The following is a 22,118-nucleotide window of genomic DNA, read 5'->3' as shown; positions in this document are numbered from 1 at the left end:
CCTTAGGGTAAGGAGCGTGTTTATGGATATATTTAAAAATCGCAATTTTGTCCGTCTCTTTTTCGCAGCACTCGCTTCTCAAATGGGAACGACTGTAGGTAATATGGCTTTCGCTTTTTACTTGCTGGACCATTTTTCAAACCAGCCGGCATACACAACTTTGGCTGAGCTGATGTATTCACTGCCGACAGTTTTCGTATTTCTGATTGTCGGTGTCGCAGCTGACCGGCTTGACAGGAAAAAGGTCGCAGAGAATTGTGACTGGATCAGAGCCGGACTGACGATCATATTGTTTGCCGCATTATACACCGGGAGCATCCCTCTCGTGTTCTGTATTTTGTTCATCAGAAGCGCCGTGACCAAGTTCTTTTTCCCGGCGGAAGCCAGCCTTGTACAAGCTATTCTGCCTAAGGAGCATTATGCGAAAGCGGCGGGACTTAACCAGATCCTGTTCAGCATCTTTATGGTATTCGGCGTCGGTATGGGCGCGTTTATGTATAAAACGATCGGTATTCACGGAGCCATTATCCTTGATTTTGTCAGCTTTATTGTATCAGGCTTTCTGATCCGCGCCTGCCGCATTCCGAAAGAAGCCCGTCAGCCGAACGGCCCTTTTAAATGGGGAGATTCGTTTCTGAAAGACTCGGTCGCTGATTTTAAGGAAGGGATCGTATATATTGTTAAAAACAAATTGCTTGCTTCCCTTATTTTCGGCTTTTTTATCTTTGGTTTTGTCAACGGCGGCTTTGCCGTACTGCCGATGTTTACGATGAAATACGGACTTGCGCCTGATCATTACGAATCACATACTTCCATCTTCACCGTCGCACTCGGCTTCGGCCTGCTTGCAGGAAGTGTGATCGGAACAATGATCGCAAAAAAAGTCAAACCGCATCATTTGATGTCGATTCCTATTTTGGCAGCCGGACTGCTCATTTTTGTCCTCGGCTATACGGATAAGCTGTGGATTTATTATGCGGCGGCTTTCATCCTCGGCATGTGCATCGGCCCTGTCAATATCGCCATCGGCGGCTGGATGCCGAAAATCGTTCATCCGAAAATAATGGGCCGGGTCAGCGGCTGGCAGGATCCTTTTATGATGTTTGCCCAATCGATTACACTCGGACTGGTTGCCCTGTTATTTCCGAAATTCGTTTCCAATATTGATTACCTTTATTACGGCATGGGAATCGTGATTTTAGCGGTATTTGTGTTCTATTTTATCGCTCTTCCGAAATACAGCGCCGAGGCAGCAGAGGTCGATGTGCAGCAATCATTAAAGGCTGATTCCGAAAAACATGCGAAACCTGTCTAATAAAGGAAAAAAATGCGCCCTTTTCATCAGAAAAAGGCGTATTTTTATAATCAATATTTGCATTTCAACGCTAAAAAAGTATAATCTATATATGAACTTGATCAATGCAAAGGAGAGAAATAATGGACGACCACGCTTATTCGAAAGAGCTGCAGCCAACCATCGAGAATCTTTCAAAAGCTGTTTATACTGTGAACCGCCATGCAAAAACCGCCCCCAACCCTAAATACCTTTATCTGCTGAAAAAACGGGCATTACAAAAGCTTGTGAAAGAAGGCAAAGGGAAAAAAATAGGGCTTCACTTTTCAAATAATCCCAGGTTTAGCCAACAGCAGTCAGACGTACTTATCTCTATCGGAGACTACTATTTTCACATGCCTCCAACAAAAGAAGACTTCCAGCATCTTCCGCATTTAGGTACGTTAAATCAATCGTACCGCAATCCTAAAGCACAAATGTCTTTGACAAAAGCGAAAAACGTATTGCAAAAATATGTGGGCTTAAAGGAAAAACCGCTTGCCGCCAACAGGCAGCAGCCCGCTTATCATAAACCCGTATTTAAAAAACTTGGTGAGAGTTATTTTTAATTCCGCCGCAAAAAAGCCGATGCGTCATGCATCGGCTTTTTTCTATTCAATCACGTACGTATCCACTTTTTTAATGAGCTCGCTGATTTCAGGCTTGCTGATCTGTTCATCCGCTCCGACTACTTCGCCCCGGTGGCGCAGGTCGTCCGTAATCAGGGACGAGAAAATCATAATCGGCACATCAGAGCTTTGCGGGTTATCCTTAAGGAGCTTCGTCAAACGATGCCCGTCCATTTTCGGCATCTCAATGTCACTGATAATCATGTCAATATGATCTGACAGGTTTGCTCCGTTATCCGTCAGTTCCACGACGTAATCATACGCTTCTTTTCCGTTTTCAAATGTAACGATTTCACTGTACCCCGCCTCAGTCAGCTCATCCGTCAAAAGACGCATCAGAAGCGGCGAATCTTCAACGATGATCAGTTTTTTACCCGCCCGTCTTTCATCAAATCCTTCCTGATGGACATGATAAGTCTCAACTCCGGATGCCGATTCAATATCGTAAATGATCTTTTCATAATCAGGCAGAAAGATCATCGTGTCTTCCAGTTTGATGATTCCCGTTAAATGCCGCTCCATGCCCTGGTTCAGGGAAGTCGGCTTTTCAATCGCCTCCCAGGACACCCTGTGGATTTGTGAAACGGAACCGACGTGAAAGACGATTTTCCGCTTGTTGAATTCCGTTACGATATATTTATCGTCTTTTGCTCCTTCGGCATCAACGCCGAAAAAGGAATACAGACTGATGACGGGAAGAATTTCGCCTCTCAGCTTAATCATCCCTTCTACGTCTTTATGAGACTGAGGCACAGATGTGACATCTACCGGCTGAATGATTTCCCGGACTTTCATCACATTTATGCCAAATGTATTGACGCCTACTTCAAATTTGACGATTTCTAATTCGTTTGTGCCTGAATCCAATAAAATATCGTATTGTTGTAAAGACAATTCAATCCCTCGCTATCCGCATTCAGTATTGTACTGTATATATCGGCTGTAAACGGAAAAAGTGAATGTATTCGGGCCAACTGGCCATGAACTCTTTATAAAAAGATGCTTTTTTCTGATATCCCATTGACTTTTTGACATCGAGTGGTAAAATAGTCAAGGATTTTTCAGGAAGAAGGGTGTAATAAATGGGTACAGTAGTCATATTCGACCAAGATCAAATGACGGTGTTAGAAGATATCAGCAAAACGGCTTACCTGCAAATGAAAAAAGAGGCGAAAGAGCGTCCCGACAAGCCCGCTCCATACATCTTATGGCGGGAAGACGTCAGCTTTGAATACGGGTATTAATGACATTCGCCACATATCACAATAGATAGATCATGATACAATGAAGACAATCATTTCAGCTGGTTGTCTTATTTTTTTCTGAAAGAAGGTATGTTTTCACATATCGGACATATACTCGGGATAGTTCAATAAAAAGATGACAAATGCTCAGCTAGTGGTAAAATAGGATAAACTCAATATATAGTATAAGGTGATGAATTATGGAACATTTGCTTAATCCGAATGTAAAAGAAATTGAAATTTCAGGAATTCGCAAATTCTCAAATCTTGTAGCTCAGCACGCCAATGTCATTTCGCTTACGATCGGCCAACCGGATTTCTTCACGCCGCACCATGTCAAAGCGGCTGCCAAAAAGGCAATCGACGAGAACGCAACGGCATATACTCCGAACGCGGGCGGCCTTGAGCTGAGACAGGCCGTACAGCTTTATATGAAGAAAAAAGCTGATTTGAATTATGAGGCTGAAACTGAAATCATCGTCACAACCGGGGCAAGCCAAGCGATTGACGCGTCTTTGCGGACGATTTTATCTCCAGGCGATGAAGTTATTCTCCCCGGACCGATATATCCGGGCTACGAACCGATCATCCGCATGTCGGGCGCCGTTCCGGTTCATGTGGATACGACGACACACGGATTTAAGCTGACGGCGCGGCTTATTGAAGAATCGCTGACACCAAAAACAAAATGCGTCATTCTTCCTTATCCGTCAAATCCGACCGGTGTGACATTGTCTGAGGAAGAGCTGCAAAACATCGCAGCCGTCCTGAAGGGCAGAAATGTTTTTGTCCTGTCTGATGAGATTTACAGCGAATTAACCTATGACAGACCGCATTATTCGATCGCGTCTTATTTGAGAGACCAGACGATCGTCATCAACGGCCTGTCAAAATCACACAGCATGACGGGCTGGAGAATCGGTTTCATTTTCGCACCGAAAGAAATTGCCAAGCACATCTTAAAAGTTCACCAATACAGTGTGACATGCGCGTCTTCAATCTCTCAGAAAGCGGCTCTTGAAGCGGTGACAAACGGTGTTGATGATGCGCTTATTATGAGAGAACAGTATAAAAAGCGGCTTGACTATGTATATGACCGTCTTGTTTCAATGGGGCTTGACGTCGTAAAGCCGTCAGGCGCATTTTATATCTTCCCTTCCATTAAGTCATTCGGAATGTCATCGTTTGATTTTAGTATGGCTCTTTTAGAGGATGCAGGTGTGGCTCTTGTGCCCGGCAGCTCGTTTTCAAAGTTGGGTGAAGGGTATGTGAGGCTGTCATTCGCATATTCACTGGATACATTGAGAGAAGGCTTGGATCGGCTGGAAGCATTTATTTTAAAAACGAGAGAATCCATGCAGACGATTTAAACAACGGCATAACGCCGTTGTTTTTTTATTGTTTCGGAAATGTAATGTGAAAGGCCGTGCCTCTGTCCGGTTTGCTGTCTACTTGGATGGCTCCCTGGTGGTTTTTAATAAGGTTGAATGTGACCATCAGCCCCAGGCCGGTTCCTTTTTCTTTCGTTGTCAAAAACGGTTCGCCTATTCGTTTCAGCACGTTTTCCGGTATCCCGTCGCCCTCGTCTTTCACCGTCACATTAACGGAATACTCATCTTCTGTCATGATGATGTGAACCGTTCCCCCATCCGGCATCGACTCAACGGCATTTTTAATCAGATTGATAAACACCTGTTTCAGCTGATTTTGATCACCGTTAATATACATGCTGTCATGTTCGTAATCCGTTTTGATAAAAATCCCTTTAAGATTCGCCTGCGTCTCTAAAAGAGCGGTCACTTCACTTATAATTTTCTTTAAGTTTACACGCTCTTTCACGGCGTTTTGCTGAGGTTTGGCAAGCATTAAAAGCTCACTTAAAATTAATTCGATTCTGCTCAGTTCAGAAAACACAATTTCAAAGTAATGTTCGTTTTCCTCCATCGTCGGCTTCATGAGCTGTAAAAATCCTTTGATCGCCGTCAGCGGATTGCGGATTTCGTGAGCGATCCCCGCCGCCAGCTGCCCTGCGATAGACAGCTTTTCCGACTTCAGCATTAATTCCTCCGTCTGCTTCCGCTCAGAAATGTCACGCAGAATGACCTGCACGGCCGTTTCTCCGAAAAACGTCGTCGGAATGCAGACCATTTCCGTGTAGATCAGCCGGTTTTTAAAAGTAAACCACGATTGCTTAATAATTTCTGACTCGGTCTTTCGGTTGATAATATTTTGGATCCGCTGTTTCACGTCGTCGTGATCACAGGGATGAAGCTGATCATAGACGTTTTTCCCGATTAAATCTTCATATGTTTCAGCCTCAAACAGCGAAATGCCCGATTCATTCATGAACACCCATTTATCATTGTGAATCACGGCGATCGTGTCAATTGAATTCTGAATGAGGAGCTGATAACGCTCTCTGCTTTTTTGCAGAATCGTTTGGAATTTTTTCCGTGAAGAAATATCAATCAGAAGCAGCAATTCCGCCCGCTGATTTTTATATGTCGTCGGTGCCGCCTTCACTTCTAAATGAACGGGCGTGCCGTCGAGCCTTCTCCACGTCTGTTCGATCATTCCGACTTCCATTCCTTTTTGCATCCGCACAATTCGGTTTTTCACAATGTCGTGATACTCTTCTTCAATAAACTCATAGGAGCGCCTGCCGATTACCTCGTCTTTGCTTTCGGCTCCCAGCATGGCAAGCATCGCGTTGTTGGCGTAGGCGATTGTGCCGTTGATGCTGACATATAAAGGATTCGGCAGCATTTCGACAAGACGCTCGAATTCGCCGTTTCCAGCCGCATCTTCAGACTGTTGTTCTGCCTTTTGCTTCTTTTGTTCATACATATAAGGCCGGCGGGGCGTCTTCTCCTCAAGCACCTTGATTTTGAGGATGATTTCCCGATCCGTCCCCTCCATTTGCGGTGTGACAATTTCCACACCCGCTTCAAGCCATACGATGGTATGATCTTTTTTAATAAGACGAAAGGTGCAAGGCATCAAATGATGCTCATTATAGAAGTAACTTTCAACCAAAAATTGATCTTCTTCATGCAGGAACGTTTTGAGAAATGACCCGATCATCTCTTCCTGAGAATAACTGAAGTACGATTTACAGTTTGCGGAAATATACATAATACGCCCGTTAGACGTCAAAACGGCATGAAGATCGGTTTTCGATTGAAACTGTTTGACATGCTGAGTATCCTGTTCCACAGAATCCCTCCTTTGCATTATACTCGCACTGCAGGCTGGACACGGACTGATATAAAAAGAAATTCCACTAGATTGATTCGCTAAAAAATGAGCATTCTCCTTCTATTCTTATTGTGAACGTCAATTTTCCTGAATGAAAGAAAGGGCGCACGATATGTTCGGCCGCCCTTTCATTTGTTATTTTTTATTGTATTTCTTTTCAAGTTCTTTGTAAGCGTCAATTGCTCCCTTAGCAATGTTTTTGCTTACATGATCTTTATCATTTCCAACAGACGGAACGACGACGCTGAATGCCACTCTTGGATGCTCTGACGGATAATAGCCGACAAAGGTCAGGTTATACGTGTACTTCCCCCACCAGTTTTTGTTCGTGCCGTAATAGTGCGTCTCCGCGGTTCCCGTTTTTCCGGAAACATCAGCGCCGGAACCTTGGAATGTTGAATAAGCCGTTCCTTGAGGTGAGCTTGTGACCAATTTCATTCCTTTATGAACTTGGTCAAAATCGCTCGGACTGTTATTTACTTTGTTCAAAATTTTAATATCCCGCTGTTCAATCGCTTTTCCAATCTTATTTTTGCTGTCCGGTTCATGAATGCTTGTGACGATCCGCGGCTGGACGCGATACCCGCCGTTTGCGATGGCTGAAATATATTGAGCCATTTGAAGCGGCGTATACGTATCAAACTGTCCGATCGCAAAGTCAAGCAGCAATCCCCCGACCATTTGCGGATTTGACTGCATGCCCGCTGATTCCTGCGGAAGATCAATCCCGGTCTTCACACCCAAACCGAATTGGGCGTAGTAGTTGCGCATTTTTTTAATATCGTCTAATCCGGCAGGCAGCGTGCCGTACGGCCTGTAGGTAATGCCGGCGATATGCATGGCCACATGAAACATATACACGTTTGAACTTCTTTGCAGCGCGGTCAGCTCAGTAATGGCTCCCATTTGTGTCCACGATTGTTTTCTCGTTTTGCCTTTAAATACAAGCGGTGCATCGACAAACGTTTTATAATGCGGGAGGCCGCTTTGGTAACCCGCGAGAACAGTCGCTCCTTTAACAGAAGAGCCCATCTCATATTGGGTCGTAAATGCTCCGATCGCAAAATCCTGTGTTTTATTTGTTTCGAGATCGATGCGTTTCCCCGCCATTGAGAGAATATCCCCGTTGTTCGGGTCCATCATGACGGCAAATCCTCTGTCAACCATATAGTTGCCTGCGGCGCGGCTTCTTCTCAGCTCTTTTTCAATGACTTTTTCGACTTTCGACTGTAATTCCATATCGAGCGAGAGCTGCAGATCGTAGCCTCTGCTGCCTTCATCGACGGGCTTTTGGCTGACGACCTCACCTTTGCTGTTTTCCACATACTCTACTTTTTCTTTATGCGCGTTTAAATAGTCCTCATACTGATATTCGATGTAGCTTTTTCCCACCCGGTCATTCAGTGAGTAGCCTCTTGTGACATAGTAATCTTTCCGTTCGCCCAACAATCCCTGTTCCGGTGTCGTCACACCGCCGAACAGAGAGTACAGCGTTTTGTCGTACGGATATTTCCGCGTCCAGTCATTGATCACGTCAATGCCGGGGAGCTCTTTCAAGTGCTCGGATACGACGGAAACTTCTTCATATGTCAGGTCGCTTTTTGGTTTTTGCTTGTTGTTTTCATGCTCGTCAAGCAATGAACCGCTGTTTCCGTTTCCGTTCAGCTTATTCGGGTCCATTGATTTGACGACTTGCGGCTGATAGGCGTTGCCGCTTGAAAAACGCGTATAAATCGCCGCAATTTGCAGCTCTTTTTTATCTTGTTTGATCGCGTCAATCTCCTGCTTCGGAACGCGTTCAATCTGGCGTTTGTACACTTCTTGGGATTTCAGGCTGTTTTCTGAATCCTTCATAAGCTTTTCCGCCTTCTTCGGATGTGCCGCAAGCCAGTAATCAATGATATTTCGATCCTTCATAAATTCAGTATCAATATGAATCAGTGCGGCGAGATTTTTTGCCGTTTTCAATTTGTCCTTTGCCGAGGTTTTTGAGGTAGAAACGTATACAATTTCAGGCACAGCCTGGTTATCAACCGCCACCCTGTTCCGCTTGTCATACATTTTTCCCCGCGGTGTCGGATAATAGGCGGTTTTTGCATTTGCCTTCTCTGCATCCTGGCGGTGTTTATCCCCTTCGACAATCTGGACGATGCCGAGTTTAAAAATCAGTGCCGTAAAGAGAAGAAAAACAATCAAAAAATAGAGATTCATTCTCAGCGCTCTGTAACGTTTCGTTTTTTTCTTTGGTTCGCGCGCGACTTCAGCCACTTTCTGTTACACCTCTCAAATCATTGAATATATTTACATAAACAGATTTTAATTGTAACATTTTTGTAAAAGTTGTTACAGCGAAAACGGGTAAAAAAAACTGTCAAGATCAAATTATCTTAAAATATATCTAACACTTCAAATAATTTGAAGAGATGTAACGGATTTTAAAAAATAAATACAGATCGTTTTTCCTGATATAAAGCCATTTTTCTGTGCTCAATTACAATTATGACAAACGTTTGTTGTCAAAGGAAATGGCTGCCTGCATTATGACAAAAAAGCTGTGATAAGATTTTTCATGTAGAAAAAAACAACTTCTCTGGGAGGCTATAAACTTATGAAAAAAGCATTTCTCTTATCTGCCGCCGCGGCAGTCAGTTTGATTACATTCGGAGGCATTCAGCAGGCATCTGCCAAAGAGCTGTCATGCCAGCACGTCGTTACCGTGAAAAAAGGAAACACCGTACAGCATCTGACTCTTCAAGAGGCTGTTGAAAAACTACATATGAAAACGAGCGTGAAAAAGCTGAACGTTAAAAATGAGAAAGAACTGAAACAGCTGCTGCAAAAACACGCAAAGCATTCTGACATAACAGTTAAGGATGTACAAAAAGAAACACCGGCAAAAACGGCTCCGGCAGCTGCCGAAAAACCGAAAGCCGATCAAAACAAGACGGCTGACAATGCAAAGCAGACAGATAACACAAACAACAGCAGCGAGAAGACTCCTTCATCTGTCAGTGCGTACGAAAAGAAAGTCGTTGAATTGACAAATGCAGAGAGACAAAAGCAAGGCTTAAAACCTCTGCAGATTGATGAAAAATTAAGCAAATCAGCTCACGCAAAATCACAAGATATGAAAGACAAAAACTATTTCGATCACCAAAGTCCGACTTACGGCTCACCTTTCGATATGATGAAGTCTTTCGGAATCACTTATAAAACTGCCGGTGAAAATATCGCCAAAGGGCAGACGACTCCTGAAGCCGTCGTTAAAGCTTGGATGAACAGTGAAGGCCACAGAAAGAACATCATGAATCCTGAGTTCACTCAAATCGGTGTGGGTTATGTAGAATCAGGAAACATCTGGACACAGCAATTCATCGGAAAATAAATAAAAAAAGATTGCCCGGCGGGCAATCTTTTTTATTTCACCCAAAGCTTATAAATGCTTTGAGTTCCGCTGTTTTCTTCACCTTGCGCGGAAAGCTTGTCGTACAATGATTTGGCCAGCGCCAATCCGGGCATTTCTTCTCCCATGAGCTCCGCTTCTTCAAGAGCAATTCCCATGTCTTTAATAAAGTGTTTCACGTAAAATCCGGGCGCAAAATCGCCTTTCAGCATACGGGGAGCGAGGTTGGACAATGACCAGCTGCCAGCCGCTCCGGTTGTAATGCTTTTCAGCACTTGTTCCGGGTTCAGACCGGATTTTTCCGCGTAAGCCATCGCTTCAGCCACTCCGACCATTCCTGCTGCAATCGCGATCTGATTGCACATTTTCGTATGCTGGCCGCTGCCAGCCGGCCCTTGATACTGAATGTTTTCCCCCATAACGGAGAAAAGCGGCAGGCATGCTTCAAACGCTTCTTTTTCTCCTCCGGCCATAATGGCAAGCGTTCCGTTCCGCGCGCCGATGTCTCCGCCGGAAACGGGTGCATCCAGGGCGTGAATGGATTTTTCTTTGGCTTTCTCCGCTATCTTCTTCGCCAGAGACGGTTTTGATGTCGTCATGTCAATGACAAACGCCCCTTCTTTTGCGTGCCGGAGAATGCCGTTTTCGCCGAGATAGATTTCCTCGACATCACTCGGATAGCCGACCATGGTAATAATAATGTCAGCTTTCTCTGAAAGGTCTTTGACCGTCTCCTGCCAGACCGCTCCCTTATTCAGAATCTCTTCCGCTTTTTGTTTCGTCCGCGTGTAGACTAAAACAGGATAGCCCGCTTCTAAAATGTGCGATGCCATACTGTTTCCCATGACGCCCAAACCGATAAATCCGACCGTTTTGTTCACTGCGCTTTCCTCCCCTGATGCGATTCATATATCACTCTTTCATGTCTATATTACCATATTATAGGCTGATAGAGACCGCGTCACAAGGTGAATTTAGAAATGGCGCTGATCAGATCTTCGCTTGCGCTCTTTAACATATCAGTCGATTGCTTCACTTTTTCAAGCGTAACGAGCTGTTCATCAGTAGAAGCATTCACTTCTTCCGCCGCTGCCGCAGATTCTTGAGAAATGGCGGAGATGCTTTGAATCGCTTCTTGAATCGCGGCTTGTTCTTCACTCATTTTTTGAATGTCATTGTAAATATGATCTATACCTTGAACGAGAGACTGCATTTCCGTCGTAATCAGATTGAGAACCTCACCCGTTTCATGAATGGCGCTGTTTTGTTCATCATTCATTCTGCTTGCCTCAATCATCGCGTGTGACGCTTCTTTTGTCTCAGATTGAATCAGACGGACCGTCTCACTGATATGGCCGGAAGAAAGAGCTGATTGTTCAGCAAGCTTGCGGACTTCTTCCGCGACGACGGCAAAGCCCCGTCCGCTTTCTCCCGCTCTTGCGGCTTCTATGCTCGCATTCAGCGCCAAGAGATTCGTCTGGTCTGAAATAGCGGATATTGCCGTCACGACTTCTTCTATGTTTTTCGTTTGTTCTTCCAGGTCATTCAGCATTGCCTCTACTTTTTTCGTTTCTGAATTGGCTTCGTTTGACTTCATCAGCAGCTGCCCGAGCGCGTCCAATCCTTTGTAGCTGGCATCCTCTGAAGATTTTGAGAGTTGTTTTATGCTGCCTGCGCGATCTGCGATTCCTTTTATTTTGACTGAGAGATTTTCTGATTTTTCGTTGATCGTCTCAACCTCTGACGCTTGCTCTGTCGCTCCGGCGGCGACTTCCTCTATCGCTTTTGCGATTTGTCCGCTCGTTTCATTTGTTTCTTGTGAAATGACGGTTAGTTGGTCAGATGTATCAGATACATTTTCTGAGGAGGCCTTGACCTGTTCGACCATCTCTTTCATATTTTCAACCATTTGGTTAAAGTCTTTTGTTAACTCGCCTACTTCATCTTTTGATTTCGTCTGGGCGCGGACGGTTAAATCTCCCGCTGAGACTGAATTTGTTTTGGCGATCAGCTGCTGAATGGGCCCGGTTATCGTTTTTGCGAGGAAATAGCTGAGTCCGATCGTAATCACAAGGGCGATCAGTGACATAAAAATGCTCACCGTGTTCATTTGGTCGGCTACTCCCATCAGCTGATCTTTTTCAAACTGCGTTCCGACTTTCCACCCTGTTTCTTTTACCGTTTGGTAGACGACCATGTTCCCCTGCAGCTCTTTGATGCCTTCTTTGTCCGCAGTGATGTCTTTTAACGTCTGATCTTCCGAAATATTTTTTCCCTGTTTTGCCGGATGGGCCAGAAGAGAGCCGTTTTCATCCGCCAAAAACGCAAATCCTTTATACGGAACCTTTTGCTCGTTGACCATGCTCTGAATGGAGGACAGCTTCAAATCTAAGCTCGCCACTCCCACGACGGTTCCGCTGTTTTGAATGGCTTTTGACGCCGTCACGATCATGTCTCCCGTCACTGCATCTTTATAAGGGTCAGTCCAGACAACCTTATCGGGTTTTTCAGCCGCCATCTTATACCACGTTCGATTTGTCGGATCATAGTCTTTGGCAAAATCGGCCTTTGGATATGTAAACATTTGTTTGTTTGCGGTTCCGACGTACGCAAGCGCGACATATTTGTCATTCTGTCCGATCTGTTTTAACTCATCGTTAAAAAGCCGCGCGGTTTCTTTCTTCCCATCTGATAGAAAAGACCGGGACAATTCACCGTCTGCTAATCTCATTAATACGGTCTCATCATTTTTCAGCTGAAGCTCAATGTTCTGACCGAGTGAATTGGTGACATTCTCTGTCGTACGTTTTGCTTCCTCCGTCATCATCGGCTTTAATGTCAAATATGAAGAAACCGTTAAAAAAACAACCGTTACAATAAGCATTGCCGATACAAACACAGCAATTTTGATATGCATTTTTTTAAACATAACCATCCCCTCCTGAGAGTTATATCGGTCTTTCGGCCAAGAAAATGAATAAATCTTGAAATAAATATCAAACATTTCCGTCATTTGGCGCAGCAAAAAAAAGAGCCGTCATGCCGACAGCTCCGCCTTACGTAAAATATTCGATTTTCGCTTTCGGAAAATAGGTTTCGATATAAGATTCGAGTGTTTCCCTTAAGGCATGTTCTTCGTCTTTTTGGTATATATATTTGCCGATTCCGTAGCGTCCCCATTTGTACCTGCGCTTTTCTTCATCAAGCTCAAGCTTTGTTTTCGGATAGTTCTTCTCAATCACCCGTTTGGCCGGTTTTGTAAAACGATGCTGGATCAGTTCAAATGTGATGTCATGCCGAACGTCTTTATCAAGCGCCGCATCCAGTTTCTCAAACAGCTCCTTATAGCCTTCCTCCCAGCCATCGTGAATATAAATAGGCGCCACGATGAAACCGAGCGGATAGCCCGCTTTAGCGACTTTGACGGCGGCTTCGATCCGTTTGTCGAGCGGAGAAGTTCCCGGTTCAAAGTTTTTAATGACATAATCCGCATTGATGCTGAATCTGAACCTAGTCTTTCCGTTATGTTTTGCATCAAGCAAATGATCGACGTGGTGAAATTTAGTCACGAATCTGAGCTGCCCCAATTCGCTTTGTCCGAAATGTTCAATGGCTCTTTTTAATGTATGTGTCAGATGATCGATTCCGACGATATCAGACGTACAAGAGGCTTCAAATCTTGTAAATTCCGGCGCTCGTTCTTTCATATACTCATCAGCCTGATCCAGAATCTCTTCCACATTGACATATGTCCGGATGTAAGGCTTTGACCCCATCGTCGTCTGCAGGTAGCAATAGTGGCAATGCCCCATACAGCCTGTCGCAAATGGAATGGCATATTCGGCGGACGGCTTTGAAGAATCGAATTTCAGTGTTTTCCGGACGCCGATTACCAAGGTTGATTTCGCGTTCCGGTATTGCTGCAAGTGATTTTTCCCCGGAATATTCCGGACTTGATTATGCGATGTTGTTTCTCTGATCTCAAGCCCCATATTTTCAAACTTATTCTTCAGCTCTTGTCCTAACGGGTATTCGAGCGCTCTCGGTTCTATATAAACAAGCTGGGGCACAAACGGCTTCAGCATGAACTGACACTCCCTTTTTTCATATTCTCATGTTGTTACTTTCCGTTTAAAAGAGAGTGAATATGCGTTGTAAACATTTCCTTTGATCAATGATATCGGTCTTCTTCAAAAAGCTCGCTGTAAAGCGCTTCCGCTTCCTCATATGTTGAAAAGACCGCGTCATCTTCGGCCAGCGGATGATAGGTTTCGTATAAAAACAGAGACAGTTCTCCCTCATGATATGGGTGATGGACGATCTCCGCCTCTTTAATATGGGCAACATTGGCGGCATGCGGATTGCGGTAAATCACATAGACCGTATCCCCCGCTGCAAATGATTTTGTCATAATAATCCCTCCTGTTGAACGTTATTGTTCCCCCCTTTTTTCCGAATATGAAAAAAACCAGACGGCTTATACCGTCTGGCTGTTGTATTACTTATTGAATGTTTCTTTAACGAATGCGACAACCTCTTCTGTCGTGCTCATAGACAAGATTGTTTCTTTGAATGATTCAGCTTCTTTTTTAGAAAGCTTGCTGATCTGCGTTCTTGCCGGAAGGATGGATGTAGCGCTCATTGAGAACTCATCTAAGCCTAAGCCGAGAAGAATCGGAATCGCAATTTCGTCTCCCGCCATTTCTCCGCACATTCCGACCCATTTGCCCTCTTTGTGAGCGGCTTCAATAACAAGGGTGATCAGACGGAGAATCGCCGGGTTGTATGGCTGATACAGATAAGCTACGCGCTCGTTCATGCGGTCAGCAGCCATCGTGTATTGGATCAAGTCATTTGTTCCGATACTGAAGAAGTCAACTTCTGTAGCAAACTGATCTGCGATAACGGCTGTAGACGGAATCTCTACCATCATACCGACTTCAATATCGTCAGAAACCGCTACGCCGGCTTCGACGAGTTTTTCTTTTTCTTCGAGAAGAATCGCTTTCGCCTGTTTAAACTCGTTTACTGTCGCAATCATCGGGAACATGATTTTTAAGTTTCCGTATGTACTTGCACGAAGCAGCGCACGAAGCTGAGTTCTGAAGATTTCTTGCTCTTCAAGGCAAAGGCGGATGGCTCTGTAGCCTAAGAACGGGTTCATTTCTTTAGGGAGCTGCAGGTAAGGAAGCTCTTTGTCGCCGCCGATATCCAATGTCCGCACGACAACTGATTTTCCTTCCATACGCTCAAGAACCGTTTTATAAGCGTCAAACTGCTCGTCTTCCGTCGGAAGCTGGTCGCGTCCCATGTAAAGGAATTCCGTACGGTAAAGCCCTACAGCTTCTCCTCCGTTTTCAAGAACGCCTTTTACATCGTCAGGTGTGCCGATGTTTGCGGCAAGCTCTACATGATGGCCGTCTTTTGAAACAGTCGGTTCATTGACGAGCTTCGCCCACTCAGCTTTTTGCGCCAGGTAAGCACTGTGCTTTTCTTCATATTTCTTTAACGTTTCACTGGAAGGATCGATGATCACATCGCCATCGATGCCGTCTACGATTACCGTAACACCGTTTTCAATTGTCCCTGTAGCCGCTTTTGTGCCGACAACAGCCGGAATTTCAAGCGAACGGGCCATGATCGCGGAGTGTGAAGTGCGTCCGCCGATATCAGTTGTAAAACCTTTTACAAACTGGCGGTTTAATTGCGCCGTATCAGACGGTGTCAAATCTTCAGCCACGATAACAACCTCTTCTGAGATCATGCTCGGGTTCGGAATTTCCACGCCCAGCAGGTGCCCCGTCACACGTTTTGTTACGTCACGGATATCCGCCGCACGCTCTTTCATGTATTCGTTATCCATTGATTCAAACATAGTAACGAACATGGAAGCTGTTTCTTTCAAAGCGAATTCAGCATTGACTGAATCTGTGCTGATTTTCTCCTTTACCGGGTTCAGCAGCTCAGGATCACTCAGAACTAAAAGGTGCGCGGAGAAAATGTCAGCTTTGTCTTGTCCCAGTTCTTTTAAAGCATGCTCTTTAATTTTTTCAAGCTCTTCTTTAGAACGTACAATCGCTTCATCAAAACGGCTTACTTCAGCCGCAGCATCAGCAATGTTTTTCTTTTCAACCGTTAAGTCCGGCTCTTCAAGCCGGTATGCTTTCGCAATCGCAATTCCGGCTGAAGCGCCTATTCCTTTTAATTCTTGCATTACTCGCCGAGTCCTTCGCTTTTCATTGTTTCTTCTAAAGCGTTAAGAGCATCGTTTTCGTCAGCGCCTGAAGCGGAAATTGTGATTTCAGCGCCTTTAGCGATACCTAGAGACATAACGCCCATGATTGACTTAAGGTTTACTGTTTTGCCGTTATATTCTAAGTTTACGTCAGCATCGTATTTGCTTGCAGTCTGTACAAGAACTGTCGCAGGACGAGCGTGGATTCCGGAATCTGCTGTTACTTTAAATGTTTTTTGTGCCATGATTATCATTCTCCTTTAAATTAAAGCTATTTTACTACACAATATTATATCATACAGCCGTACTTGTCATCTGACAAGCACGGCGTATTTATATGCTTATTTTCCGATTTTCACAATATCTTTTTGTTCCCGTTTTACGGTACCTTCGGCCGAAAGGGAAATCGCTTCACCCTCGGAAAGATTTGTAAAGACAATCGGTGTCATTAATGAAGGAACATGAGGTTTAACCGCTTCAAGATCAACTTCAAGCAGCTTTTGCCCCGGTTCAACCCGGTCACCCTCAGAAACAAAAGAAGTGAATCCTTCGCCTTTCAGGCTGACTGTGTCGATTCCGAAATGAATCAGGATCTCTCTTCCGCCGTCAGACTGAAGACCGATCGCATGTTTTGTCGGGAAAACATTCAGCACTTTTCCGCGGACAGGCGATACGACGATTCCTTCTTCAGGAAGAATCGCAAAACCGTCACCCATCATTTTTCCTGAGAACACCTGGTCAGGCACATCGGTAATCGGATGGATTTCACCGGTGATCGGAGAAGCGAACACTTCTTCACCCTGCTCGTTTCGGAGCGGATCTGCGATAACCTCCTCAACCTGCTGGCTGACTTCTTCTTGTGCGGATACTTTTGGTTCAGGGCGCGGCGTGCGTCCGGCGATAATATCCTGCATCTGTGTTTTTAAACCGTCAGAACGCGGGCCGAAAATGGCCTGAATGTTGTTTCCGACTTCAAGAACGCCTGAGGCGCCAAGCTGTTTCAAACGAGTCTTATCCACTTTCTTCTGGTCGTTGACCGTAACGCGGAGTCTCGTGATACAAGCGTCAAGGTGCTTAATGTTTTCCTGGTCACCCATTGCCTGCAGGATTTCATAAGGAAGGTCGCCGGCTTCGCCTGAGGCGCCCGCACCTTCATCCGCAGCCTCTTCTTCACGGCCCGGCGTTTTCAGATTGAACTTTCTGATCGCAAACCGGAAACCGAAGTAGTAAATAACGGCTAATCCTAGGCCGACCGGAATGACAAGCCACCAAGCCGTCCGGTTAGGCAGAATTCCGAACAGGAAGTAGTCAATCAGACCGCCTGAGAACGTCATACCGATTTTTACATGCAGCAGCTGCATAACCATAAAGGAGAGTCCCGCGAATACGCAGTGAATCGCAAACAGGATAGGAGCCACAAATAAGAATGAGAATTCAAGCGGCTCGGTAATTCCCGTTAAGAAACTTGTCAGAGCGGCAGAACCCATGATTCCGGCTACAAGTTTTTTCTTTTCAGGCTTCGCTTCATGATAGATTGCAAGCGCTGCCGCCGGAAGACCGAACATCATAAACGGATATTTCCCCGTCATAAATGTTCCCGCCGTCAGCTGTACGCCGTCTTTGATCTGAGCCATGAAAATCCGCTGATCTCCGCGGATGATGTCTCCGGCCGCATCTTTATAGCTGAAAAATTCATACCAGAACGGCGAGTAGAAAATGTGATGAAGACCGAACGGAATCAATGACCGCTCAATCATCCCGAAAATAAAGGCCGCCAAGGTTGGATTCGCTTCCACAAGACCCGTGGAGAAGGAATTCAGACCGTGCTGGATCGGAGGCCAGATCACTAACATAATAAGTCCGAGAATTAATGCGGAAATTGATGTGATAATCGGGACGAACCGCTTACCCGCAAAGAATCCGAGGTACTGCGGAAGTTCAATTTTATAAAACTTGTTGAACAATAACGCGGCCAGGACCCCGACGATAATACCGCCGAACACGCCAGTCGCCAAAGTGGGTATCCCCAGCATGTTAATATAGGCCGGATGGTTTTCCGCAAAAAACTTTGCCCGTTCAATTTTGTCAGACGGAATACTGCCGTTCGCCATAAGCACGGCGCTCATGGATACGTTCATGACCAGGTATCCGATAATGGCCGCGATTCCGGCAACACCGTCTCCGTTGGCAAGACCGATCGCAACCCCTACTGCAAAAAGAAGCGGCAGGTTGTCAAATACGATTTGACCGGCGCTTTCCATGACGTTCGCCACAAGCTGAACGTTATCATTGCTTAAGAAATGCATGACTTGAATCATATCTTTGTTCTGCATGGCATTCCCTAACGCAAGCAAGATCCCCGCAGCCGGTAAAATCGCAACCGGAAGCATAAGAGCACGGCCGATTTTCTGGAGAACGCCGAATAATGCTTTAAACATAAAAGATGTACCTCCTCTGTTAGCTAGTGTGACCTTACAGCGAAAATTCATGACAACGAATTCACTGGCGCAAGTCTTCAGTTTAACCGTTTACATTTGCCCTTTTACACAACAAAAAAGGCATGAGTAAAAAGGGTGTGCAAAATAACGGGATCGTTCTTCCCGTTTTTTACCCTCAATCACTCATGCCTGATCGAATCAGTGACACGTTTTTAAGGTTTCAACTGAATTTATGAAATTTTATTGGTTAATCGGTACAAATGAAGCGTGAGATAAACCGCTTCCGCCTCATGAACTGGTTTTTTCAGTATTTGCTGCAAGATTTTTATCAGTTTCCAAGCAGTATTGTAGCATAGCGGGTATTCATTTTTCAATAATAACATTAACTTTTCTGGTTCTTTTGTCTGCTCTTCCCGATTAATCCTGTCTATGGTAAATCTGATATGCCGGATCAGCCGCAAATAGTGGACGCTTTCTTTATTCACTTTCATCTGGAAAGATTCCTCAATCACCTGAACGAGGCGGGACATCAGCTGTGAATGCTGATTGACCTCTGAAAGGGGCCGATTCGTCAGGGCGGAATGGATATGCAGAGCGATAAAGCCGATCTCTCCTTCCGGAAGGCAGATTCCCGTCTTTTCATTAATCATGCCGACGACTTCACGGGCAATTTGGAATTCTTCCGGATAAAGCGTTTCGGTTTCCATGAGAAACGGGTTTTTAATGTCAAACCCCTGCTGCAGCCGCTTTACCGCAAAGGCGATATGGTCAGTCAGCGCAATATGAATATGCTCATTTAACGGTTGGCTTGTCCGCTTCTTGATATGATAAATGACGTCATTGGAGATGTCGACAAGTGTCTCGTCCACATAACCGAGGAGCTTTTTAAATTGTTTTTGTTCTTTTTCATCCTTTAAGATGAACATCTTGTCATACCCTTTATCTTCAATGACATCCGCTTGTTTTTTTCCAAAGCCGATCCCTTTTCCGATTAAGACGACCTCACTGTATCTATCATGTGTTGCGATGAGCACATTGTTATTTAATACCTTTTCAACTGTAAAGGACCCCTTCATGATCCTCAGCTCCTTTGTCATTCAATACCTCATATCGTACAAAACGAACGGAAAGCGCGTCAATTCTTTTTTTAGACGGTTGATCGTTCAATAAGGCGGTAATCAAGAACTTTCCTTCCCGGAGGCCCGCCGCTGATCCGGTTCTCAAGCATGTGAAAAGCCTGCTTTCCCATTTCTTTCGTTTGTATATCTATTGTGGAAATACCTAACATCTTGCTGATATCATGATTGTCGATGCTCAAAATCGCAAGCTCTTCCGGGATGCGCGTCCCGTTTGCCTTGGCTTCAAGGTAAAGACCCGCGGATACTTGATCATTCGCCGCAAACAGCGCAGTCGGTTTGTCATCCCAGCTCTTCCATCTATGAAAAAGGGCTTTCCCGTCAAGCAGCGTCAGCACCTTTTCCACAACCAGCTCTTCCCTGTAAGGCTGCCCGATCTTCTTCAGCGCCTCTTTGTATGCGGCGATGCGGACTTGACTGTTTTTTCCCTTTTTTCTGGCCAGGCTGATCGCTATTTTCCGGTGTCCCTTTTCTATCAGATAATCCAGACCGTGCCGAAATGCTTCCCGATGCGGATTACTGATGGATGAAAGCCCTGCCGCATCAGTGTACTGGCAGAGGATGAGCGGTTCTTTCACGGCAAGCAGATGCTCATCAGGAATTGCTTTGGAGCAGATAATCAGGCCGTCCACTTGGCGCTCCTGTAATTGTGATAAGGCAAAACGTTCTTTTTGCTGCTCATAATCTGTCTGGTATAAACAAAGATGCACGCCTGACGCTTCGGCAGCCTCGGCAATACCCGCAACAAGGTCTGCAAAATACGGAAGGTTCACCGACGGAAGCACAACGCCGATCATATCGGAAAAACCTTTGGATAAATGCACAGCATGAATGTTGCGCGTGTATCCGAGCGATTGCATCGCTTTTTTCACTCTTTCTCTTTTGTCCTTACTTACATAAGGGTGATCGTTTAAAACTCTTGATACCGTTGTAACGGAAACCCCGGCAGCGCCGGCAATGTCTCTGATCGTAGCCATGGCGTCCCCCCTTTCTTTTTTTCCCTTGATCTGGAATGCGTTTCATACAGTAAGCTAGAAACAGATACATCCTATCCGTTTGAAAGGAGAAGAACAGCGATGGGGATTCTTTGCTTAATCGGTTTGTGTCTGGCCATCCTCGGCGGCAGTTACCTTGCCCTGCGGCCCCTGAATGAAAAGCATGACATCAAACCATTTCAGCATTTTGATGATTTTTTCATTTAAAAGGTGATAAAAAAGGACGCTGCGTTCCAGAACCGTCCTTTTTTATCACAAAGCTTTCTATTTCAGAATCGTTAATTCTTTCGGATACTGCGTTAATGCTTCGGCGCCGTCTTTTGTGACAAACACATCGTCTTCTATGCGCACGCCGCCGACATCCGGCACGTAAATCCCCGGTTCTATCGTGTACACCATGCCTTCTTTGAGGAGTGTGTCGTTCGCGCTGCTCATTGATGGATATTCGTGAACCGAAATCCCGAGTCCGTGGCCGAGGCGGTGCGGGAAATAGTCTCCGTATCCGGCTTTTTCAATAATGCCGCGGGCTTTTAAATCAAGATCGCCGATTCTGACGCCGGGTTTACTTAATTGAAGCGCCGTCTGTTCAGCTTTAAGCACCGTTTCGTAAATCTCTTCCTGTTTCGGGCTGATTGATTGGTATGCGAATGTTCTCGTAATGTCTGAACAGTAGCCGTCAAGAATAACGCCCAGATCAAACAGAACAAAATCCCCTTTTTTCAACCGGTCTGCACCCGGATTCCCATGGGGCTGGCCTGATTTTTCCCCGAACAGCACCATCGTTGAAAATGACATGCCCTGCACACCTTTTTTCTTCAGCTCAAACTCAATCTGCGCGAGTACTTCGGTTTCACTCACACCCTCTTTAAGCGCCGCGACACCGACTTCAACTCCGTAATCCGCGAGTTTTGCCGCTTCCCTGAGAATGCTGATTTCCTTCTCATCTTTCACGAGACGGAATTGGTTGAGCGTTTCTTCTGCCGAAACAAATGCCGCGCCCCCTGAAGCTTGTTTGAGCTGTTCTGAGCGGGAAAGAGAGATCGAATCCTTTTCAACCGCGATGGAATCAAGCGGCACATTTCGTTTTGTGAGCTCGGCTTTGATCAGCTCCCACGGATCTTCGTGATCGCCGTAGCCGATAATACCATGCTCCCATCCGGCGCTGCGGGCTTGTCCGGCTTCCATTCCCGGACAAACGAAAAACGGCTCCTGTTCCTGAAACAGGAACAATCCCATTAACCGCTCATGCGGATCCGTGTAAAAATCAGTTAAATAAAATACGTTTTCCTTTGTATGTATAAACGCCGCATCATGTCCTTCTTTTTTCAGCCAAGATGAAACACGTTCTAATCTGTTCATTTTTTGCTTTTCCTCCTTACCAAAGTGACTCTTTATTCATTCTATCAGTTTTCCGGAGTTTATGCTGTGAACGAACATTAAAAAAACA

Annotated in this window: 18 protein-coding genes and 1 pseudogene; 6 read left to right on the top strand and 13 right to left on the bottom strand. The window is 45.2% G+C overall.

Going from position 1 to position 22,118, the window contains the following annotated elements; all coding sequences use genetic code 11:
• Positions 1-22 precede the first annotated feature (22 nt).
• Positions 23-1,315 (top strand): MFS transporter, encoded by a 1,293-nt coding sequence (locus tag L3V45_RS06905; protein ID WP_024085236.1) that lies wholly within the window; start codon positions 23-25, stop codon positions 1,313-1,315.
• A 122-nt stretch (positions 1,316-1,437) separates the two neighbouring features.
• A complete protein-coding gene (locus L3V45_RS06900; protein WP_003154622.1) occupies positions 1,438-1,902 on the top strand; it encodes a YkyB family protein in 465 nt (154 codons plus the stop codon).
• A 42-nt stretch (positions 1,903-1,944) separates the two neighbouring features.
• Here the strand turns inward: L3V45_RS06900 and cheV are convergent, their stop codons facing one another.
• Positions 1,945-2,856, bottom strand: a complete 912-nt coding sequence (cheV, locus tag L3V45_RS06895; RefSeq protein WP_014304917.1) for a chemotaxis protein CheV — start codon at positions 2,854-2,856, stop codon at positions 1,945-1,947.
• A gap of 188 nt (positions 2,857-3,044) precedes the next feature.
• Here cheV and L3V45_RS06890 point away from each other — a divergent pair, with 188 nt between their 5' ends.
• Together L3V45_RS06890 and L3V45_RS06885 are read left to right on the top strand one after the other, a co-directional pair.
• The gene (locus tag L3V45_RS06890) at positions 3,045-3,206 is read left to right on the top strand and encodes a hypothetical protein (RefSeq protein WP_007409608.1); all 162 of its coding nucleotides are present in this window, start codon (positions 3,045-3,047) and stop codon (positions 3,204-3,206) included.
• 200 nt (positions 3,207-3,406) lie between these two features.
• Positions 3,407-4,626 (top strand): annotated as a pseudogene (locus L3V45_RS06885) (aminotransferase A).
• Here L3V45_RS06885 and L3V45_RS06880 read toward each other — a convergent pair.
• A complete protein-coding gene (locus tag L3V45_RS06880) occupies positions 4,602-6,422 on the bottom strand; it encodes a PAS domain-containing protein (protein ID WP_058905985.1) in 1,821 nt (606 codons plus the stop codon). The pseudogene L3V45_RS06885 and the gene L3V45_RS06880 overlap by 25 nt on opposite strands.
• A 177-nt stretch (positions 6,423-6,599) precedes the next feature.
• Positions 6,600-8,732: a peptidoglycan D,D-transpeptidase FtsI family protein gene (locus L3V45_RS06875; RefSeq protein WP_021493760.1), complete on the bottom strand. Its 2,133-nt coding sequence runs from the start codon at positions 8,730-8,732 to the stop codon at positions 6,600-6,602.
• A gap of 340 nt (positions 8,733-9,072) precedes the next feature.
• Between L3V45_RS06875 and L3V45_RS06870 the strand changes: the two genes are divergently transcribed.
• Positions 9,073-9,849, top strand: a complete 777-nt coding sequence (locus tag L3V45_RS06870) for a CAP domain-containing protein (RefSeq protein ID WP_234949659.1) — start codon at positions 9,073-9,075, stop codon at positions 9,847-9,849.
• 32 nt (positions 9,850-9,881) lie between these two features.
• Here the strand turns inward: L3V45_RS06870 and L3V45_RS06865 are convergent, their stop codons facing one another.
• The 9 genes from L3V45_RS06865 to L3V45_RS06825 form a co-directional block, all read right to left on the bottom strand.
• Positions 9,882-10,748 carry an NAD(P)-dependent oxidoreductase gene (locus L3V45_RS06865; RefSeq protein ID WP_003154640.1) on the bottom strand — a complete coding sequence of 289 codons (867 nt, stop codon included), beginning with the start codon at positions 10,746-10,748 and terminating at the stop codon, positions 9,882-9,884.
• Between the two features lie 80 nt (positions 10,749-10,828).
• On the bottom strand, positions 10,829-12,796 hold the full coding sequence (locus L3V45_RS06860; protein ID WP_234949657.1) for a methyl-accepting chemotaxis protein: 1,968 nt from the start codon (positions 12,794-12,796) through the stop codon (positions 10,829-10,831).
• Between the two features lie 127 nt (positions 12,797-12,923).
• Positions 12,924-13,952 carry a spore photoproduct lyase gene (gene splB, locus L3V45_RS06855; RefSeq protein ID WP_015388308.1) on the bottom strand — a complete coding sequence of 343 codons (1,029 nt, stop codon included), beginning with the start codon at positions 13,950-13,952 and terminating at the stop codon, positions 12,924-12,926.
• A gap of 86 nt (positions 13,953-14,038) precedes the next feature.
• Positions 14,039-14,278: a splAB operon transcriptional regulator SplA gene (locus L3V45_RS06850; protein ID WP_003154646.1), complete on the bottom strand. Its 240-nt coding sequence runs from the start codon at positions 14,276-14,278 to the stop codon at positions 14,039-14,041.
• An 87-nt stretch (positions 14,279-14,365) separates the two neighbouring features.
• Entirely contained in the window at positions 14,366-16,081 is a 1,716-nt protein-coding gene (gene ptsP, locus L3V45_RS06845; RefSeq protein WP_007409600.1) for a phosphoenolpyruvate--protein phosphotransferase, read from the bottom strand.
• Complete coding sequence (locus tag L3V45_RS06840) at positions 16,081-16,347, bottom strand: phosphocarrier protein HPr (RefSeq protein ID WP_003154654.1); 267 nt, start codon at positions 16,345-16,347, stop codon at positions 16,081-16,083. Before L3V45_RS06840 ends, ptsP begins: the two co-directional genes overlap by 1 nt.
• Before the next feature lie 96 nt (positions 16,348-16,443).
• Entirely contained in the window at positions 16,444-18,540 is a 2,097-nt protein-coding gene (ptsG, locus tag L3V45_RS06835) for a glucose-specific PTS transporter subunit IIBC (protein ID WP_052585811.1), read from the bottom strand.
• Between the two features lie 230 nt (positions 18,541-18,770).
• A complete protein-coding gene (gene glcT, locus L3V45_RS06830; RefSeq protein WP_012117426.1) occupies positions 18,771-19,637 on the bottom strand; it encodes a glucose PTS transporter transcription antiterminator GlcT in 867 nt (288 codons plus the stop codon).
• 50 nt (positions 19,638-19,687) lie between these two features.
• Positions 19,688-20,653, bottom strand: a complete 966-nt coding sequence (locus L3V45_RS06825; protein WP_014304909.1) for a LacI family DNA-binding transcriptional regulator — start codon at positions 20,651-20,653, stop codon at positions 19,688-19,690.
• 99 nt (positions 20,654-20,752) lie between these two features.
• Here L3V45_RS06825 and L3V45_RS19495 point away from each other — a divergent pair, with 99 nt between their 5' ends.
• Positions 20,753-20,878 carry a hypothetical protein gene (locus L3V45_RS19495; protein WP_003154659.1) on the top strand — a complete coding sequence of 42 codons (126 nt, stop codon included), beginning with the start codon at positions 20,753-20,755 and terminating at the stop codon, positions 20,876-20,878.
• A gap of 57 nt (positions 20,879-20,935) precedes the next feature.
• Here the strand turns inward: L3V45_RS19495 and L3V45_RS06820 are convergent, their stop codons facing one another.
• Positions 20,936-22,030 carry a M24 family metallopeptidase gene (locus L3V45_RS06820; protein WP_003154660.1) on the bottom strand — a complete coding sequence of 365 codons (1,095 nt, stop codon included), beginning with the start codon at positions 22,028-22,030 and terminating at the stop codon, positions 20,936-20,938.
• Positions 22,031-22,118: the final 88 nt, after the last annotated feature.

The sequence above is a fragment of the Bacillus sp. R45 genome, from assembly GCF_021729365.1.
GTDB lineage: Bacteria > Bacillota > Bacilli > Bacillales > Bacillaceae > Bacillus > Bacillus velezensis.
The sequence above is the reverse complement of the archived record's forward strand: the minus strand, read 5'-3'. Positions and strand labels throughout refer to the sequence as shown.

Coding starts and splice junctions, on each gene's coding strand:
- L3V45_RS06905 (WP_024085236.1), top strand. CDS start 23: ATGGATATATTTAAAAATCGCAATTTTGTCCGTCTCTTTTTCGCAGCA.
- L3V45_RS06860 (WP_234949657.1), bottom strand. CDS start 12,796: ATGTTTAAAAAAATGCATATCAAAATTGCTGTGTTTGTATCGGCAATG.
- ptsP (WP_007409600.1), bottom strand. CDS start 16,081: ATGCAAGAATTAAAAGGAATAGGCGCTTCAGCCGGAATTGCGATTGCG.
- L3V45_RS06850 (WP_003154646.1), bottom strand. CDS start 14,278: ATGACAAAATCATTTGCAGCGGGGGATACGGTCTATGTGATTTACCGC.
- L3V45_RS06820 (WP_003154660.1), bottom strand. CDS start 22,030: ATGAACAGATTAGAACGTGTTTCATCTTGGCTGAAAAAAGAAGGACAT.
- splB (WP_015388308.1), bottom strand. CDS start 13,952: ATGCTGAAGCCGTTTGTGCCCCAGCTTGTTTATATAGAACCGAGAGCG.
- L3V45_RS06890 (WP_007409608.1), top strand. CDS start 3,045: ATGGGTACAGTAGTCATATTCGACCAAGATCAAATGACGGTGTTAGAA.
- glcT (WP_012117426.1), bottom strand. CDS start 19,637: ATGACAAAGGAGCTGAGGATCATGAAGGGGTCCTTTACAGTTGAAAAG.
- L3V45_RS06840 (WP_003154654.1), bottom strand. CDS start 16,347: ATGGCACAAAAAACATTTAAAGTAACAGCAGATTCCGGAATCCACGCT.
- L3V45_RS06825 (WP_014304909.1), bottom strand. CDS start 20,653: ATGGCTACGATCAGAGACATTGCCGGCGCTGCCGGGGTTTCCGTTACA.
- L3V45_RS06870 (WP_234949659.1), top strand. CDS start 9,073: ATGAAAAAAGCATTTCTCTTATCTGCCGCCGCGGCAGTCAGTTTGATT.
- L3V45_RS06900 (WP_003154622.1), top strand. CDS start 1,438: ATGGACGACCACGCTTATTCGAAAGAGCTGCAGCCAACCATCGAGAAT.
- L3V45_RS19495 (WP_003154659.1), top strand. CDS start 20,753: ATGGGGATTCTTTGCTTAATCGGTTTGTGTCTGGCCATCCTCGGCGGC.
- ptsG (WP_052585811.1), bottom strand. CDS start 18,540: ATGTTTAAAGCATTATTCGGCGTTCTCCAGAAAATCGGCCGTGCTCTT.